The 16,821-nt window shown below is 62.9% G+C and carries 15 protein-coding genes and 2 pseudogenes; 4 read left to right on the plus strand and 13 right to left on the minus strand.

Annotated elements, in window-relative coordinates; all coding sequences use genetic code 11:
• Positions 1-42 precede the first annotated feature (42 nt).
• Both Q0C59_RS09255 and Q0C59_RS09260 read right to left on the minus strand, forming a co-directional pair.
• Positions 43-3,156: a filamentous hemagglutinin N-terminal domain-containing protein gene (locus tag Q0C59_RS09255; protein WP_291214367.1), complete on the minus strand. Its 3,114-nt coding sequence runs from the start codon at positions 3,154-3,156 to the stop codon at positions 43-45.
• A 49-nt stretch (positions 3,157-3,205) separates the two neighbouring features.
• On the minus strand, positions 3,206-4,777 hold the full coding sequence (locus Q0C59_RS09260; RefSeq protein ID WP_291214369.1) for a ShlB/FhaC/HecB family hemolysin secretion/activation protein: 1,572 nt from the start codon (positions 4,775-4,777) through the stop codon (positions 3,206-3,208).
• 580 nt (positions 4,778-5,357) lie between these two features.
• Between Q0C59_RS09260 and Q0C59_RS09265 the strand changes: the two are divergent.
• Positions 5,358-5,481: pseudogene (locus Q0C59_RS09265) on the plus strand (Crp/Fnr family transcriptional regulator); the annotation flags it as partial.
• A 102-nt stretch (positions 5,482-5,583) separates the two neighbouring features.
• Here the strand turns inward: Q0C59_RS09265 and Q0C59_RS09270 are convergent.
• Positions 5,584-6,030 (minus strand): PRC-barrel domain-containing protein, encoded by a 447-nt coding sequence (locus Q0C59_RS09270; RefSeq protein ID WP_291214373.1) that lies wholly within the window; start codon positions 6,028-6,030, stop codon positions 5,584-5,586.
• Positions 6,031-6,232: 202 nt separating this feature from the next.
• Between Q0C59_RS09270 and Q0C59_RS09275 the strand changes: the two genes are divergently transcribed.
• Entirely contained in the window at positions 6,233-6,712 is a 480-nt protein-coding gene (locus Q0C59_RS09275) for an MgtC/SapB family protein (RefSeq protein WP_291214375.1), read from the plus strand.
• A 72-nt stretch (positions 6,713-6,784) separates the two neighbouring features.
• Here Q0C59_RS09275 and Q0C59_RS09280 read toward each other — a convergent pair whose 3' ends face one another.
• Complete coding sequence (locus Q0C59_RS09280) at positions 6,785-7,246, minus strand: MerR family transcriptional regulator (RefSeq protein WP_291214377.1); 462 nt, start codon at positions 7,244-7,246, stop codon at positions 6,785-6,787.
• A gap of 184 nt (positions 7,247-7,430) precedes the next feature.
• Here Q0C59_RS09280 and Q0C59_RS09285 point away from each other — a divergent pair, with 184 nt between their 5' ends.
• Positions 7,431-8,228: an SDR family oxidoreductase gene (locus tag Q0C59_RS09285; RefSeq protein WP_291214379.1), complete on the plus strand. Its 798-nt coding sequence runs from the start codon at positions 7,431-7,433 to the stop codon at positions 8,226-8,228.
• A gap of 10 nt (positions 8,229-8,238) precedes the next feature.
• Positions 8,239-8,727, plus strand: a complete 489-nt coding sequence (locus Q0C59_RS09290; RefSeq protein WP_291214381.1) for a hypothetical protein — start codon at positions 8,239-8,241, stop codon at positions 8,725-8,727.
• A 392-nt stretch (positions 8,728-9,119) separates the two neighbouring features.
• Here Q0C59_RS09290 and Q0C59_RS09295 read toward each other — a convergent pair whose 3' ends face one another.
• The 9 genes and pseudogenes from Q0C59_RS09295 to Q0C59_RS09335 form a co-directional block, all read right to left on the minus strand.
• Positions 9,120-9,698, minus strand: coding sequence for an amino acid synthesis family protein (locus Q0C59_RS09295; protein WP_291214383.1), 579 nt, complete (start codon positions 9,696-9,698; stop codon positions 9,120-9,122).
• A 46-nt stretch (positions 9,699-9,744) separates the two neighbouring features.
• On the minus strand, positions 9,745-10,713 hold the full coding sequence (locus tag Q0C59_RS09300; protein WP_370654302.1) for a tripartite tricarboxylate transporter substrate binding protein: 969 nt from the start codon (positions 10,711-10,713) through the stop codon (positions 9,745-9,747).
• A gap of 81 nt (positions 10,714-10,794) precedes the next feature.
• Positions 10,795-11,790 carry a zinc-dependent alcohol dehydrogenase family protein gene (locus Q0C59_RS09305; protein ID WP_291214385.1) on the minus strand — a complete coding sequence of 332 codons (996 nt, stop codon included), beginning with the start codon at positions 11,788-11,790 and terminating at the stop codon, positions 10,795-10,797.
• 14 nt (positions 11,791-11,804) lie between these two features.
• Positions 11,805-12,668 (minus strand): fumarylacetoacetate hydrolase family protein, encoded by an 864-nt coding sequence (locus tag Q0C59_RS09310; RefSeq protein WP_291214386.1) that lies wholly within the window; start codon positions 12,666-12,668, stop codon positions 11,805-11,807.
• Positions 12,669-12,710: 42 nt separating this feature from the next.
• A complete protein-coding gene (locus tag Q0C59_RS09315) occupies positions 12,711-13,259 on the minus strand; it encodes a VOC family protein (RefSeq protein ID WP_291214389.1) in 549 nt (182 codons plus the stop codon).
• 36 nt (positions 13,260-13,295) lie between these two features.
• Positions 13,296-13,829: an FCD domain-containing protein gene (locus Q0C59_RS09320; RefSeq protein WP_366518832.1), complete on the minus strand. Its 534-nt coding sequence runs from the start codon at positions 13,827-13,829 to the stop codon at positions 13,296-13,298.
• A pseudogene (locus Q0C59_RS19640) lies at positions 13,830-13,919 on the minus strand (GntR family transcriptional regulator); the annotation flags it as partial.
• Positions 13,920-14,331: 412 nt separating this feature from the next.
• Entirely contained in the window at positions 14,332-14,592 is a 261-nt protein-coding gene (locus Q0C59_RS09330) for a hypothetical protein (RefSeq protein WP_291214391.1), read from the minus strand.
• A 264-nt stretch (positions 14,593-14,856) separates the two neighbouring features.
• Positions 14,857-16,821: PAS domain S-box protein (locus tag Q0C59_RS09335; protein WP_291214393.1), on the minus strand; the 1,965-nt coding region annotated here is incomplete at its 5' end.

A 16,821-nucleotide genomic window follows, 5' to 3' on the forward strand; every position in this document is an offset into this window, starting at 1 on the left:
AGGGAACCACGGACACGGACGGCGACTGCTGACCGGGAGCGGTCATCGGATTTCCGGGTCTTCCCCGTTGTTTGCAAGCACACCCGGCGGTGACTTGATGCCTGCTCCAACCACGGTGAGGTTCAGTTCGGCTGTGTTGCCCAAGACCGATGGGACGACGTTGACGCCCTTGTTTTCGCCGTCAGACTCTCCGTATGCGCTCAGCGAAATCTCACTGGCCACCGGATTTTGAATGCGCGCAATATCGCCGCCGCTCATGATCGCCATGCCCAATCTGCTGGCGCCGTTGGCCAGCGTGAGCTCGCCTTCGGGGGCAGATATCCGTCCGGTGTGCGTGCCGCCCGTGAACGTGTAGTTCGAGGCCAGGCCGCTGCCATCGGCCAGCGCGAGCGTGCCCAGGTTCAGCACTTGAACGCCCGCGTTTGCGCTCGCGACCGTGCCGGTGCCATTCAGGATCAATGTTTCTGTCCCGACCCCGGTACCGATCGAACCGTTGGAGCCAAAACTGGACGCAGTGAAGCGGGTCGTTGCGTCAAAGACGCGCTCCCCACTCAGGTTGACGCTTGCGCGGTTGACTGTGAGCGTACCGCTGGCATAGGTGACGATGTAGCCGTGTTGGGCAGAGTAAAGCCCGCCTGGGGTCAAGGTGTAGCTGCCGGCGTGCAAAGGGTTCTGGGAGACGCCGCCAAAGGTCACGCTCCCCAGCAGACTGGCGTTGGGTTGGCTGGTGTAGCTGACACCGCCTGCGCCGTCATACGCCATGCCGTCGTAGGTCATGGTGGCGTCATTGGCCTTCACGGTCAGCGGCGCCATGAAGGCGCGAAGCAGCGGATCGACCAGCCCCGCCTGGCTGAGCCAGGTGTCGGCAAAGTCCCATCCGACGAAGTTGGCCTGTTGCTTCATCTGGGAAGAAGTCAACCCGGTGGCCCCGGTCGCCGTGCCCCCGGCGATCCCGGGGATTGGGCTGACGTCGACGTTCCAGTGGCTGTTGCTGACCGAGCCACCGTTGTGTCCGACCAGGCTACCCATGGAATTGGGATCGGCATTGGACACGTTGGCGGATGCATAGCTCGTGCGGATGGTGCCGCCGTTGTTGTGCCCGACCAGACCGCCGATCAGGTCTTGGCCTGCGGAGCTTCTGACGCTCCCGGTGCTGTAGGCGTTCGAAATGCTCCCCTCATTGACGCCGACCAAACCGCCCAGGCGGTTGCCCGCGGTCACCGAGCCCGAAAAGTAGCTGTTGTTGATCGTCCCCGTGTTTTGGTTCAGGCCAACCAGGCCACCCAGATAGGTGTTTCCCACCAGGGTGCCCGTGGCGTAAGTGTTGTGGATGGCGCCCCGGTTGATACCGACCAGCGCTCCCACCCGGCCTTCATTGTTCCAACCCGATGTGAACGACCTGACGTTCACCAATCCCACGTTGCGGATCCGGGCGTTGGAGGTGGTTGATCCGAACAATCCGGAAACCTTGACCGAGCTGGCACCAAGGACAAGGCGCAGGGTCAGGTCGGACACGGTGTGGCCCAGACCATCGAAGACGCCGGCAAACGGCAAGCTGGCTTCACCAATGGGCGTGAAGCCCGCGCCCGAGTTCCATCCTGCGGTCGAGCTCGCATCGATGTTGCTGCCGAGTACGTAGTGGCCGGCCAGATCGCCGGACATCCCTTGCAGGTCGGTTCCGCTGGTGCTGGTCGGGTCGCCCAGACTGTTGATCACGGTGTAGACCGTCGGCACGGCGGTGTCGCTGCCGAGCCTTGTGCTGAAGTTCTGGCCCGAAGGCAGGTCGATGGCGGCCTTCACGTTGTACGTGGCGGTATTGCCCGATGCAACAGCGCCCTGGCCATATTCCAGCGCCAGGCTGGCCGTGCCGGAGCCGCGCAGCGGCTGGTTGATGTTGATGTTGTTGTGTGCGGTGAGGGTCAGCTTGTTGGCCGACCAGGCAATCGTGTCGTTGACGTTGATGTCGCCGAGTCCGGCGCCGGTGGCGACGGTCGCGATGCTCACGTTGCTGGTCTGCAGGGCGTTGGTGTAGAACGCGCCTGTCTGATCGCCTCCGGTGGCAGCGATGGTGTAGTTGGTCGGATCGATCAGCCAGTTGCCGGTCAAACCATTTGCAGACGCCGCCGTCGTGACCCTGAGCGCGCCGTCGAGTTTCACTTGCGCGGCCGAGGTCTCGATGAAGCCACCATGGCCACCGGCCGGCGCACTGGCGTCCAGCGTGCCCGCCGCGTTGACCGTGCCGCTCTGCATGTCCCCCAACAATTTGATGCTGCCGTTGTGGTTGACCAGGGTTTGCGCCTGGATGACACCGGTGTTGTTGACCACCGTCTTCAGCAGATGACCAGCGGCCTGGGCTGTCATCAGCACCTGGCCGCCGTCGGCCTGGATCAGTCCGCCGTTGCTGACCAGCGCATTCACCGCCCCCTGGTCAATGGTGATGTTGAGCAGGCCGTCACCGGCCACGTCGAGCGTGATGGCCTGGCCGCCGACCAGTGACACCGAGCCCATGCGCGCGGCAATCACGCCTTCATTGCTCACGTGGGCGCCCAGCAGGGCGACAGAGCCACCCGGTGCGTTGAGCGTGCCCTGATTGCTCACCGCCTGGGTGCTGCTGCCGGAGAACTTGTAGCGCCCGGCCATGAAGTCGCTGTCGGTGATGTTGAGCGTGGAGGCCACCAGGCCACCCACGTTGACCGAAGCGCCCCTGCCGAACAGGATGCCGTTGGGGTTGACCAGGAATACCTTGCCGTTGGACGACAGGCTGCCCAGGATGGTGGACGGATCTGTGCCGACCACGCGGTTGAGTGCTACCGAACTGGCACCGGGCTGCACGAACTGCACGGCCTCGCCGGCGCCGATGCTGAAGCTTTGCCAGTTCAGTACCGCACTCGGGCTGCCTTGCACGATCGTCAACTTGCCGGGTGTGGCCGTCACGCTGGCGCTGCCGGCCGTGACCTCGCCGCCTTGCGGAAGCGCGGAAGCGCCCGCCGCATAGGCCAGCCAGAGCGAGGCCGCCAGGGCCTTGAGCGCCCAGCGACCCGCCTGCAATGCACCCGTGTTGGACGACACCTTGTTGCCGCTGCTTTTTGAGGTTTCGGCTGTGGCCACGCAGGTGGCGGTGCTGCTGTTCCAGACGGAGCGGTGGATGTGGTTCATGTCAATGGCCCTTTGTTTCGTTGGCGTTGTCAGTCGCAGAGCAGCTTGTTCAGAAGTACTTCACACCCTGCACCCAGAACCGGCCGCTGGCGTCCGGCGCCGAGGTGGCAGGCTCGAACCCCAGCTTGTGCGCGTAAAAGGCCTTGACGAAAAACGAGTCGCCGACCGACCAGTTCAGGCCGACGCCGGCGCCGCTGAGCTTGCGTGTGTTGGCGCCGGTAGCCCAGGGGTTGCGGCTGAACGTCACAGCGCCGCTGTCGATGAACCCGACCAGCTGAACTTGCCCCGCCACGCTGTTCGTCTGAGGCCATGTGTACCGCGCTTCCAGCTTGAGCACAAAACCGCGGTCGGCATAACTTTCGCCCTCCGGGTAGGCGCGCACGGCATTGGCCCCGCCCAGTTGCATCTTTTCAGAGACGTCCAGATTCCTGGAGGCCAGCTGCCCGCTGGCTGCTGCGTAGAACTGGGTCGAAGCGCCGGCGCCTTGCAGCCGGGCCAGGTTGAAGCCCAGCTTGCCGTACGAGCCCTGGGTTCTGGCGGTGGAGGCATCAGCCACCTGGGCCACCGTGTCCCGCAGGTCAACGTTGCCAGCCGTTCCCGTGACGCTGTAGGTGTTGACTGCCGGACCGGCAAAGCTGTCGCGGTGGTCGCCCTGGAGGCTCAGCATGAGCACCTGAACCACTTTCTTCTGGCTGATGTTGGTGGCGTTCACCTGGTCGTGCAGGCTTTTGCTGTCAAAGGCCAGCTGCACGGACAGGTTGGACTGGCGCGAACGCAGCAGCGGGTAGCTGCTGTAGACGCTGGCGATGCTGGCCGCTCCGTGGGCCTGCAGGCTGTCGAATTCCTTGCCGAGCCTGTAGTCGAGGTGGGCATAGGCCACGCCGACTTTTGCGCGCTCGACCTGCACCTGGTATGCGGCGCGGGCGTAGTTCAGGCCTTTGCCCGAGGTCAGCAGGCGCAGGCTTGCCACGTCGCCGTATCCCGAGGGGTTGTTCAAATTGAGCGAGCCGCCGACGCGCCCGCGGCCGGTGTAGCGGTTGCCGTGGTTGTCGCCATCAACGCTGCCGGAAACCAGGGGCCCGGGCACCACGTCAAGCACCAGGTCCGAGCTGCCCACCGAGGCGCCCGGCGTGAGGGTGGACTGCACTTGCACGCCAGAAAGGTCGCTCAGCAGCAGCAAGCTGCGTTCCAGTGGTGCAATGGTGACGGCGTCGTCGGGCGCTGGCTCGGTCAAGCCCCGGGCGATGCTGTCCTTGAGCCGTGTTTGGTTGCGAATCGTGACCGCGCCGTAGCGACCTTCCAGCACGGCGAGCGTGACCAGGCCATCCTTGATGTCCTGCGCAGGCAGGTAGGCCTGAGCCAGAAAATAGCCTTGCGCATGGTAGTAGTCGGACACGCGCTCGGCCAGGCCGCGCATGTCGGCCAATGTCATCACGCCTTGCGGCTTGAAGCCGCTGGCTTCGAGCAGCGTGGCCTCCGGGAACGCCTTGGCACCGGTAATGCGCAGGGTGTTGACACGCACGCCGGTCTGGTCTGACAGGGGCAACGGAGCCTGTTTGCCCTGCTCGATGCGGATTTCTGGCGCCCTGGGCGGCAAGCTGGGCGCTTGTGGGATTTGCAAGAGCTCGCTGCCAGCGCTCGGCTGCTGCTGCGCCCACACGGCGGGAGCAGCGGCCAAAAGGGAGGAAATGGAGAAAAGCCGAGCCAGGATGAACAAAGCCGCCCACGATGAGCCGGGATGTGTCGGCACCGCCCGTCTCGGGGGGTTCTCGGGCGTGTGATGACGGGTGCGGAGCGCGAGCCATGTCGAGCCAGCTGGGCGAGGGCCAATGTTCTGGATGCTCACCAACCACCCTGGGCGCGTTTCTTGTTGTGTCATTGGGGCCTGGCAGTAGAGAGAGCCTTGACTATCGACGCAGCACCGCACTCGTCAAAGGTCGAAAAGGGTGCGGAATGCACGCCAGTTCTTCCCGCTCCTTGAGCTCCGACATGAAAAGCCAGGCCAGCAAAGGTGGCCGTAGCCAAAGTCCATGATTTCGTGGATTGGACAGTTTGGATCTCGGCTGGCGAACCACGGAAATGTCAGAGCCTCCCAAGCTCTGATGAAGGCATGCCCTTTCTTGATTCCCTGCTGCACGTGATGAAGAACGGCGACTCCGCCGGGATTGCCGTGGTCGGCAATGAGGGCATGGTGGGAGTTCATGACCCAGGAGATGACCTCCAACATGATGGGCGTGCGCCGCGAAGGCGTGACCGAGGCTGTGCGAGTGCTGTCCGGTGGTGAAGGTCGAATACGACCGGTCATTTCCGCACCAGATGGCTGGTGAGCGCAAGGGAGCCCGCGCAAAAAAACCCGCGCAAGCAGAACTCGCGCGGGTGAGGGGTGGCCAACGCCGACCATGGAGGACGGCGCGGCACCATGCAACTTCAGCTCAGGCGCGGGTCGATGTAAGGCTTGGTGCCGTAGTAATCGTGAATGCCCTTTTCCCAGCTCGCGTCAGCCATGTCGGGCCAGGCGTCCTTGTCAAAGCCGGGGGCGCTTTCCAGACGGTCTTTGCTGGCGTCGAGCACAAAGCGCTTGTTGACGGTGTCCAGGGTCAATGCGTCCCAGGGCACAGCGAACAGCTTTTCGCCCATGCCCAGGAAGCCACCAAACGAGAGCACGGCGTATGCCACGCGGCCAGTGCGCATGTCGAGCATGATTTCCTTGATGTCGCCGAGGTCTTCATCCTGTGCATTGAAGACGTCATTGCCCATCAAGGTGTCAGCGCCCATCAGGTGTGGGCCGGGGCCGCGATCGTGGTCAGGGGCGCCGCCTTCAAGGGCATTGGCGCCAGCATAGATTCCGAGGGAGTCGCGTTCTTGGTAGTTCATGGGGGGTGCTCCTGTGAATGGAGTGAATGGGACGCAGATGGGTATCTGCAAGGAACGTGTGCCAGAGGTCACGCGTGCCTTGCAGTCTGTCTGCGCTGCAAGCTGTGGTCTGTTCGGCAACACACGCCATCGCGTCATGGGTTGAGGCGCGCGCCTTGGACCAGAATGGCCCCCACCCTGTGAACAATGAAACGGACCAACGATGTGGAATGAGATATGGACAACCGTTCGACTGGAGTTCTCGGACCTCGCCAACGCTGAAGATGTGACGAGGATCTGCCTGCGACTTTCTGTGGCCCTCTTGCTCGGTGCCCTGCTGGGCTACGAGCGGGAGTCGGTGGGCGCTGCGGCTGGACTGAGGACACACATGCTGGTGGCCCTGGGCGCGGCCCTCTTCATGCTGATTCCGCATCAAGCCGGCATGCGGATCGAAGATGTCTCCAGGGTGATGCAAGGCGTCATTGCCGGTATTGGATTTTTGGGGGCCGGCGCCATCATCAAGTTGCAGGACGAATCGGTGAAAGGCCTCACGACCGCCGCAGGCATCTGGCTCACTGCGGCCGTGGGCGTGGCGGCGGGCATGGGGCTGGAAGCGACGGCCGTGGTGAGTGCCGTGTTTGGATGGATCGTGCTCTTCATCCTGAGAAAACTGCAGGACCAGTCGACCCCAAAGAAAAACTGAGTCGCTGCGGGCCGCCAGCTCCAGGTCCGCCTGCAGGAGTTGCCGGCCCTGGACGCCGCAGCGCTCGCGGTATCAGGCCCGTCGCCGGGTTTCTCCAGCAGACAGGGCGGTCATGAATTCAAAGACGAAGTTGCAGTCTTCGTCCTGCAGCACGCTCATGTCGCCCACGGCCACCGGCGCCACATACCCACGAATGACCTGCAGGGCGGCCATGCGTTCGTCGATCTTCTTCAGCGCTTGCGCGGCCAGGCGCTGAATGGCCGTTTCGTCAAGCGCGCCCTGATCGCGATCGGACAGCAACAGCGCAATTTCGGCCAGTGTGAAGCCGAGTTCCTTCAGGTTCTTGATGACCTTGAGCCGGTCCAGGGTGTCGGTGCCGTATTGCCGATAACCGGCTTCGGTTCGGCTGTGTGGCGTGATCAAACCGTCCTCTTCGTACAGGCGCAATTGACCCCGGCTCACGTTGGCCGCCTTGCACAAGGCGCTGGTGGTCTGCAAGGCCTGGAAGGCCTTGACGGTGATGACGGTTTTCATGGGGTGTGGGTGTCGGGTGGCCGGGAAGTCTTCGCACAAGGCTTGCGCCCATTCTGAACCTGGTACCAAGGTGCCAGGTCAAGGTATTTCAATGCCTTCGGTCCAGGCCAAAAAACATTTGACATGGCACCTTGGTGCCGGGTTCTCAATGCCTCCATCGACAACAGCCCACTGGAGAACCCCTTTGCCCACATCCCCCGCACACCACAAGACAGCACTCATCACCGGCGCTTCGTCAGGCATCGGCAAGGCGCTCGCCCACCACTTCGCGCAAGACGGCTACCACCTTGTGCTGGCCGCCCGCGGCGTGGCCAGGATGCAGGCCCTGGCCGATGAGTTGCAACAGCGCTTCAAGGTGGTCGTCACCGTCATCGGTGCAGACCTCGAAACCAACGATGGCGCAGCACGACTGCATGCCGACATCAAGGCGCGCGGCATCGTCCTGAGTGCGCTGGTCAACAACGCCGGGTACGGCGCCTTTGGTGAGTTCAAGGACTCGGCGTTGGCCTCCGAGCTGGCGATGATGCAGCTCAACATGAACACGGTTGTCGTGCTGACCAAGCTCTTCATGCCCGACCTGCTGGCCACGCGCGGGAAGATATTGAACACGGCATCGACCGCGGCCTTTCAGCCGGGCCCCTACATGGCGGTGTACTACGCCACCAAGTCGTTCGTCCTGAGCTTTTCGGAGGCCATCGCGTCCGAGCTGGAAGACACCGGTGTGACCGTGACAGCGCTGTGCCCGGGCCCGACCGCCTCCGGCTTTCAGGACAAGGCCGATCTGGGCCAGTCGGCACTGGTCAAGGGCAAAAATCTGCCCACCGCAGAAGCCGTTGCAGCACTGGGCTACCGTGCCATGCAGCGCGGGCAGAGGGTGTACATCCCCGGCTTCGTGAACTGGGCCATGGCGCAAAGCATGCGCGTCACGCCTCGCAACCTGGCCACCCGGGTGGTCAAGAACCTGACACGACCTGTTGCCTGAGGCGCGCACCATGATCAACCACATGAGCAGCTACTTCAGCGCAGAGAAGCAGGAGAGCCTGATATTCATGGCCGTTGGCCTGCTGGCCATTGGCCTCAGCGCCTGGCTCTGCATGAACGGTCATCGCCTGAAATCCATGGCCTGGCCCCTGGTGGCGATTGCGCTGTTGCAGGTGGCGGTGGGTGCATCGGTCTACCTGCGCACCGACACCCAGTTGTCCACCCTGAGCGCGCAGCTGGTGTCCAACCCCGCAGCACTCCAGGCCGAAGAAACCACCCGCATGCAGACGGTGATGAACAAGTTTTCGATCTACAAGACGGTCGAGATGCTGCTGCTGATTTTGGGTGTGGGCATGATTGCCTTCCTGCAGCGCCACGATGTGGCCGCCGGCATCGGCGTGGGCCTGGTCCTGCAGGCGGCTTTCACACTGACGCTGGATATCTTTGCCGAGGCCAGAGGCGCGGACTATCTGTCTGCACTGCGTGCGATGCCGGGCTGAAGAACGGCCGCAGGCATCTGCCCCAGGCGGAGGGGCGTGCGGGACACGCCGGTGCCTGTGTTCTGTGCGGGGCTGTGGTTCCGGGGTGTTTTGAGGTCGGCTCAAGACTGGTTGCGGACTTTCACAACACAGGCCTGAAGCGGGAGGGAGGGTGATCACAGGTCGCTGGGGAAGCGCATGCTCGAATGGCTGCAGCTCCTTCGAGATCGGCCACTCCACGAAGCCGGGGAAACTCAATTCCGTGGCGGTTCAATTTGATGAAGGTGAAGCGGCCCCAGAGTTTGGACAGTTGGGGTTGATCTCATCACCCGATATTCCTGCGCATTCGCGTCGCAGGACTCAGCTGGCGCAGTTCGACGCTTTTTTTCCAGCGATTTCGGGGTCATCCACGGTCAGCGCTGGCCATCGTGCACCGACACCTTCTCTTTGGTCAGACCACCCAGGCGCGAGTGGATGCGTCCGCCGGTCCCCATGACGAGGGCAAACAGGATTTCGTCGGGACGCGGCGCGTCCTGGATGCCGATCTCCATGCTGTTGTAGTGGCTGCGAACATATGCAGCGTGGATGTAGTGCAGAGGCACCATCAACCGGTAGCCGGTGGCAGCCACTGCTTTGGAGGCGGGAACGATGGCCTTGGGCTCGCTCAGCACCGCGCGCATCGCCCAGCCCCCGGCCTCGTGCCACACGGCTGCGTGCTCAAGTTCGCCGTTCACCCCCACGATGGCGGCCTTGCTGTAGACCTCCACCTGGTCGCGCCCCAGCGTGTCCGCCAGCTCCTCGGCCAGGAGCGTGCCGAGGCCGCGGAGTTCTGCCATGAAGGGCATCAGGTCGGGCTCGTAGCGCCCGGCGTAGGGGTTGCGGATGACCGCGCAAGCTGCCGCCAGCTTCAACGGCTGGGCCGGCGGCGGCCCACCCTCGTGATAGATGGTTTCGACGGTGAGACTGCGCTTGCGGATTTCGATCAGGGACATGGTGTGCAGTTGGTTGGGAAAGGGCCGTCAAAGCGGGCGTGGCCGTTCATTGTTTTGGGATCTTGGCGTCTGCCACCACTTGCGACCAGCGCTGGGTTTCGTTCGCCACCATGGTCTTCATCTCTTCGGGTGTGCTGCCCCGGGCTTCTCCACCCATTTCTTCCAAGCGGGCTTTCACGGCCGGCAGCAGCAAGGCCTTGTTGATCTCGGCGTTGAGGCGGTCCAGCACCGGCTTGGGAAGGCCGGCGGGCGCCAGCACGCCTGCCCACGAGCGCACGTCGTAACCCGCCACACCTTGCTCCGCCACTGTGGGCACGTCGGGCAGGCCAGGCCAGCGCTGGGGGCCGGTGGCCGCCAGGGCGCGCAACTTGCCCCCCTTGATGTTCGACAGCACCGCCGTGGGCGGGGCGATGATGAAGGGAACGTCACCCGACAGCAGCGCGGTGAGCGATGCCGAGTCGCCCCGGTAGGGCACGTGCAGCATCTGCACGCCGGCCATCTTGGCCAGCAGCTCGCCCGCCAGGTGGTGGGTGGAGCCAATGCCCGCCGTGCCGTACGCGAGAGAACCTGGTGCCGCACGCGCGGCGGCCAGCACATCGGAAAAGCTCTTGTATTTGGACTCGGCCGTGGTCACCACCAGGAACGGAAAGAAGGTGATGGTGGAGACGGCGTCGAAGTCCTGCACGGTTCGGTAGGGCAGCGTGTTGTAGAGCGCACCCGCCACCGCATGACCGCCTGTGGCCAGCAACAGCGTGTAGCCGTCGGGCTTGGCGCGTGCCACGCTGCCGGCGGCCAGGGTGCCCCCGGCGCCGCTTTGCGACTCCACCACGATCGGCTGGCCCAGGGTTTTGCCGATCTCCATGCCGATGACGCGGGCGATGTTGTCGGCGTTGCCCCCCGGGGCGAAGCCCTGGAGCATCCTGATGGGGCGCTCCGGATACGTCTCGGCATGGACCGGGAACCAGGGCGTGACGGCCAGAGCGGCGCCGGCCTGCATCAAATGTCTGCGTTGCATGGAATGTCTCCTTTGCGGGTGGTGGATGAAGCGGATGCCACAGTGCGTGCCGTGGCTTTGTTCCGCGGTTGAGGAATCAGGTCAGGGTTGCAGCACGATCTTTCCAGTGGTCATTCCGGAGTCCAGCAGGACATGGGCTTGCCTTGCTTCGGCCAGCGGCAGCAAGGTGGGCGTGGGCGCTTTCACATGGCCCGCGGCCATGAGGTCGATCGCGCCCTGCATCAGCGCACGCCGTCGCTGGGTGTCTTCGTCAAAGGTGTGCATGGAGAAGCAGCGCACCGCGAGGCTGCGTCCGAGCAGGCTGCGCAGGGTGGCGAACACGTCCTCTGCGGGTGGGCCGGCAACGATGTTGTAGGAGACCGCCGTGCCCAGGGGCGCCAGACTGTGCAGGCAGTCGATGAGGGTTTGCCCACCGATGGGGTCGAGCGCCAGATCCACCCCCACGCCTTCGGTCAGGGCTTTCACGCGCTGCGGCAGGTTCGGCTCTGCCGGATCGAGCACCGCGTCAAATCCGTTCGCCATGGCAAAGGCGCGTTTGTCGGTCGTGCGCGCCGTGCCCAGCGTCAACATCTGGTGGTGCCGCGCCAGCTGGGCCAGCATGGTGGCCACACCGCCGGATGCCCCGGTGATGAGCACGCTGCGCGCGTCGGCACGGCCCCCGTTTAGTCCCAGCAGCAGCGCCTGGGCCAGCTGCAGGTTGGGCAGGCTGACGGCATCGGTGAAAGCAATGGCATCGGGCAGCCGGTACGGCGCGGCCTCGGGCACAACAATGGACTGCATGTAACAACCACCGCGCTGCGCCAGATCGCGAGCGCTGACCAGCACACGGTCACCCACGGCCCACTGTGTGACCCCGTGGCCCACCTGATCCACCAGGCCGGCCAGTTCAGCGCCGGGTATGGCGGGCAGGGGCGGCATCCACTTGTAGGTGCCGTTGCGGATCAGCGCGTCGGGGCGCCCGACGCCGATGGCCTGCGCGCGCACGCGCACTTCGCCCGCACCAGCCTGGGGCTCCGGCAGAGCCACCAGCTGCAGCGCATCGGGACCGCCCGGCGTCTGAACCTGAACTGCCTGCACGCGCTTCGCCTCGCTCAGACCTGGGCCACGATGGGATTGACCAGCGTTCCGATGCGTTCGATCTCGACTTCGCATACATCGCCGGGCTTCATGAACCACTGGGGCTTGCGGCTCCAGCCCACACCGGCTGGCGTGCCAGTGGCGATCACGTCGCCCGGCACCAGGGTGAAGATCGTGGAGGCGTAGCTGATGAGCTTCGCAATGGGGAAGATCATGTGGCCGGTGTGGCTGGACTGGACCACCGTGCCGTTGAGCCGCACTTCGAGCTTGAGCTCCGCGTTGGGCTCGATCTCGTCGGCCGTGACCATCCAGGGACCGAAGCCGCCGGTGGATTCGAAGTTTTTCCCCGAAGCGATCTGCTTGGCGTGGAACTGCCACTCGCGCACGCTGCCGTCGTTGTAGCAGGCGTAGCCAGCCACATGCTCGAAAGCCTCCGCTTCCGGAATGTCGCGCCCGGCTTTGCCGATGATGACGGCCAGTTCGCCCTCCCAGTCCAACGTCTCGGAGACGCGGGGGCACACGATGGGCTGGCCATGCGCAACCTGCGATCGCCATACACGCAGAAAGATGGGCGGCTCTTCGGACAGCTCACGCTGCATACCGGCGGCCAGCACCTCCTTGTGGTGGTCCATGTAGTTGCGCACGGCGCAGACGATCTTTTCCGGACGCGGAATGACCGGCAGGTACACGGTGGAGGCCAGGGTGCCGTCCACCGGTTGCCCCTCGGCGTCCCGGGCAGCCTGCTTCCAACGTCCTGCACCGAGGTAGTCGGCCAGGGTGGGGTACTGCGGGAAGGCGCGGCTGAGGTTCACGACGTTCTCGCCCATGGCGGCGCCGTAGCTCTCCTGTCCGTTGTGAAGGTATGAAAGCAGTCGCATGAAGTCTCCTGAAAAATGAATCGGGTTGGGTGGCTTGCTGAATCAGCCGCGGGGTGCTGGCTGCGCAAAGCGCGCCTGCCATTCGTCGATGGGCATGAAGGTCGGGTCGGCGCGGCAGATCGCCTCGGTCTCTCGCATCAATTCTTCGTCACTCTTCTCAAGGTCCAGCGGATCGCCGTGCGGCTGGGCGACGTAATAAGGCGTGTCGATGTAGACCTCCACCGTGTTCCCCTCGGGATCAGAAAAATAGATGGACAGCGCATTGCCGTGGTTGAGTCCGCGCATCTTCGTGGCGCCCGCCGCAAGCGCGCTCTGGCGGATCTCGCGCATCGACTGGATGCTGGGCACCACGAAGGAGATCTGCATGATCGTGCTGAACGTGGCCTCCTTCGGCCGGCCACCCGCAATGACCAACTGGTGGTGCTGATCAGGGCTCGCGCTTAGAAAGATCAGGTCCACCGGAAACGTCTTGCCCTGGCCGCGATCGGTCTGCGTCAAACCGAAGACCTTTGTGTAGAAGTTGACCAGCAGGTCGGGGTCGGTGGCGTAGATGCCGAAGTGCGAAGGCGTGGGCCGGGTCACGGAAAGCATGGGCAGTCCTTCTCAAAAGAGGGCGGGCGGGAGATGTCAGTTGGCCGCGGAACGCATGCGCAGCAGAGCCGCGTCCACATTGCGCTGCGTACCCAGGGTGTGCTCGGCCAGCAACGCGCACGCGGTATCGGCATCACGCTTGAGAACCGCTTCCAGCAGGCGCTTGTGCTCGCGGTTCTTGCTGCGCGAACTCACGCGGTGGCGCGCAGAAAAGCGTCGGTAACGTTCGGCCTGGTCAAACAGGCTGGCACTCAGTGCCAGCTGCCGCTTCGAAGGGCAACCGGCAAGCAGGCTCATGTGGAAGTCGCGGTGCACCTGGCTCCAGGCCTCATCCAGCACCTGAGGGCCTTCACCGAGGTGAGCCTCTGCACGCTCAAGTCGGTGCGCTGCCGCCACCACGGCGGCTTCCCAAGCGTCGTCGCCGTGCTCGATGGCCAGGCGCAATGCGGGCACCTCCACCATCAGCCGCATGTGGGTCAGGTCGGCCAGGTCTTCGGATGAGATCGGCGCCACGCGAAAGCCGCGCCGGTCGTCCGCCTTGACCAGGCCCTCCTGGCTCAGTCGGTTCAAGGCCTCTCGTAAAGGACTGCTCGAATAGCCATATGACTCTTGCAGTTCATCCACCTTGAGCTTTGCGCCGGGGGCGTGGGCTCCACCGATGACATCGCGCCGCAGGCGCAGGAACGCCTGCTCGGACAGCGTCTGGCCGATCTGAGTGGCCAGTTTGGGTTGGCTTGTATTTTGCACAAAATGAATTTTATGCAAAAAAATACCTTACGCAAGATGTTTCTGCATCGACGGATGAATTGACTCTTGAGCCGGATCGGACTGGTGCGGCCGGGACCTGCTTCTGGTCAGCACGCCAACCCTGGCGGGCCAACCTTGGGAAGAAGAACAGCAGAGGCATGAATGACACATGCAGGCGACTGATCGCCACATCTCCTGCGAATCTTGAAAAGTTCACATGAAGCAAGCGCGCTCGGTAGGGCAGCGGAGGGTTGACATCGGAACGCATCTGGACGACCTCATACCACCACGAGCCTGCCGTTGGACCTCCGCGTTGGTGAACGGGTCATGCGTCCGCACTTGGACTGGAAGGCTGCTCATTCTTTCTTGCGCCTCGCATATTGAGGATCGCCAGTGCGATTTGCAAAACGACCAAGGCGTAAGCACTGCTGTGCAACCCCCAGACGACCCAGAGCGCGTTGCTCAGAAGAAAGATCCAGAAGCCTGTCTGCCGCCTACGTTTTGATTGGGATGCAATCAGCCAGGCAGCAATAACCGTCACGACCATGGCTGGCCATTGCAGGCTATCGATCCAGTTCACAGGCATGCTTCATCGATTGTGAGGCTGGACTGTTCTCGCATCTTCCGCCTGCGATCGCATGCCGGAGGGGTCGATGATCCGGTCGTGCTCTGGGTCATCGGGAATGAGCGGTGGAGTCAGCCCCTCGTCAAGCTCGACCGGAGGCTCAGGCGGCTCACGCTCTGCGGGCAGGTCGTGGCTCGGGCGATGCGGCTTGGGGACTTGGGTGTGAGACATGGACAGACTTTCGTGGGTGATGAGATTGCGTTGTTCCCCGAGCATTTCGCCGCCTTATGCGTGCAGCAGACGGCCGATCGAGTCGACAAGCTCGCTGACAGAGTTGGGCTTGTAAACAACCTCCTGCACGCCGGCCGCAAGTGCGCCCTCGAGCAACTCGTCGGTCACAAAGCCTGAGATGATCACCACCGGCAGATCCGACCGGATTTTGCGCATGGCAAGCGCGACCTCGAGTCCGGAGCCATTGGGCATGTTGAAGTCGCTGACGATCAAATCAAAGTCAGTCGGGTCTGCTCTGACTGCTTTCAGCGCCTCTTCGGCGATCTCAAAAGCGCTGACTCTGAAGCCGCGAGTGCGCAACAGACGCTCCATGAGGAACACCATCGACTCATCGTCATCGAGGTAAAGAACATGCTTGCCGTGACCAATCACTTCAACAGGTTGCTCGATTGCCTTTGCTGAGTCCGAAAACGGAGCTGGCACCGCAGGAAGGTACACCTCAAAAACGCACCCCTCGCCCGGTGCACTTTTCAGAGTGATACCCCCCCTGTGCGATTTGACAATGCCGTGAACGACTGCAAGACCCAGACCAGTCCCGCTTCCCCTGGGTTTGGTGGTGAAGAACGGCTCAAAAACCCTCATCTGCGTCGCCGCATCCATACCCTGTCCGTCGTCGCTCACCCGGATGCGTGCATACCGTCCCGCAGACAGACCTCCACATCGCTGAGCCTCTGGCTTGAAGAGCTTCACCTCATCCAACTCAACGCTGATCTTCCCTGCTTCGCTGCGCAAAGCATGCCAGGCGTTGGTCACCAGATTGATCAGCAGCTGCAGGATCTGAGAAGCGTCAACCCGTGCATAGATGGGCACGGTGGCAAATCGCCCCTCAAAGTGCACCGCGGCGGGGAGCGTGGCGCGCAGCAACCTCCTGGCTTCCTCAAGCAGTGGCAGCAGCGGCTGGTCAACGAGCTCTTGAACTTCGTTGCGGCTGAAGGTCAGAATTTGGTCCACCAAAGATCTCGCGCGCTTCGCGGCTTTGGCGATTTCCGTCAAGCTCACTTGGGCAGCACTCGCGTGATCAACCTCTTCCTGAGCCAGCGTGACGTTTCCGATGATGACGCCAAGGATGTTGTTGAAGTCATGCGCAATGCCCCCTGACAGAGTCCCCAGTGCTTCCATTTTCTGAGCTTGGCGAATCTGTCCTTCAAGGTTCTTCTGTGCGAGTTCAGCGGCCACTCGAAGGCTGACGTCGCGCACGATCGCGGTATACAGCTGCCGCCCCTGGACTCGGGTACTCGAGATCGACGCTTCGGCGGGAAACTCATGTCCGTTTGCCCGGAGTCCACTGACTTGTCGAAGCCTGTTCACTGCATGCGATGCATCGAAACTGTCGTCAATATCAATCAGTTTTTCTGCTTCACCAGATCGGTGGCGCAAAGGAAAAAATCGGTCGATCGGCTCGCCGATCGCGTTTGCAGCAGGGCAGCCGAACATCGCACTGGCGGCCTCGTTGAACACCAAAATGTCCTGTGCTTCATCAACGGTGATGATGGCGTCCATCGCAGAGCCGACGATGCTCTGCAGACGGTTGTTCGCCTCAAGCAGATCGTTCTCCGCCTGCTTGCGAAGGGTGATGTCGCGGATGTTGCACTGAATGACCCGCAAGTCTTCAACGAGATACACATTGCTGACGAACTCGACGGCGATGCGCCTCCCGTCCTTGGTCTCGAGGGGCAAATCTTCGTACCGGATGAAGTGATCTTCCTGAAGTTCAGCGAATGCTTGTTTGCTGAGCGCCGTGTCTTTGAATGCGCCAAGCTCCCATACCTTTTTGCCCAGGAACTCTTCACGGGAATACCCAAGCAGCTTCACCAAGTAGGGATTGACGTCTTCAATCTGTGCGGTTTCTGCGTTGAGCAAAAGAATTCCGTCGAAAGCGGCTTCAAAAAGCCTCCTGTACCTGCGTTCAGAGATCCTCAATGCGCGTTCGGCAGCGGAGGTGGGTTCGGCGTCAGAGCT

It is taken from the genome of Hydrogenophaga sp. (assembly GCF_022844385.1).
In the GTDB taxonomy this organism is placed as follows: Bacteria; Pseudomonadota; Gammaproteobacteria; order Burkholderiales; family Burkholderiaceae_C; genus Hydrogenophaga.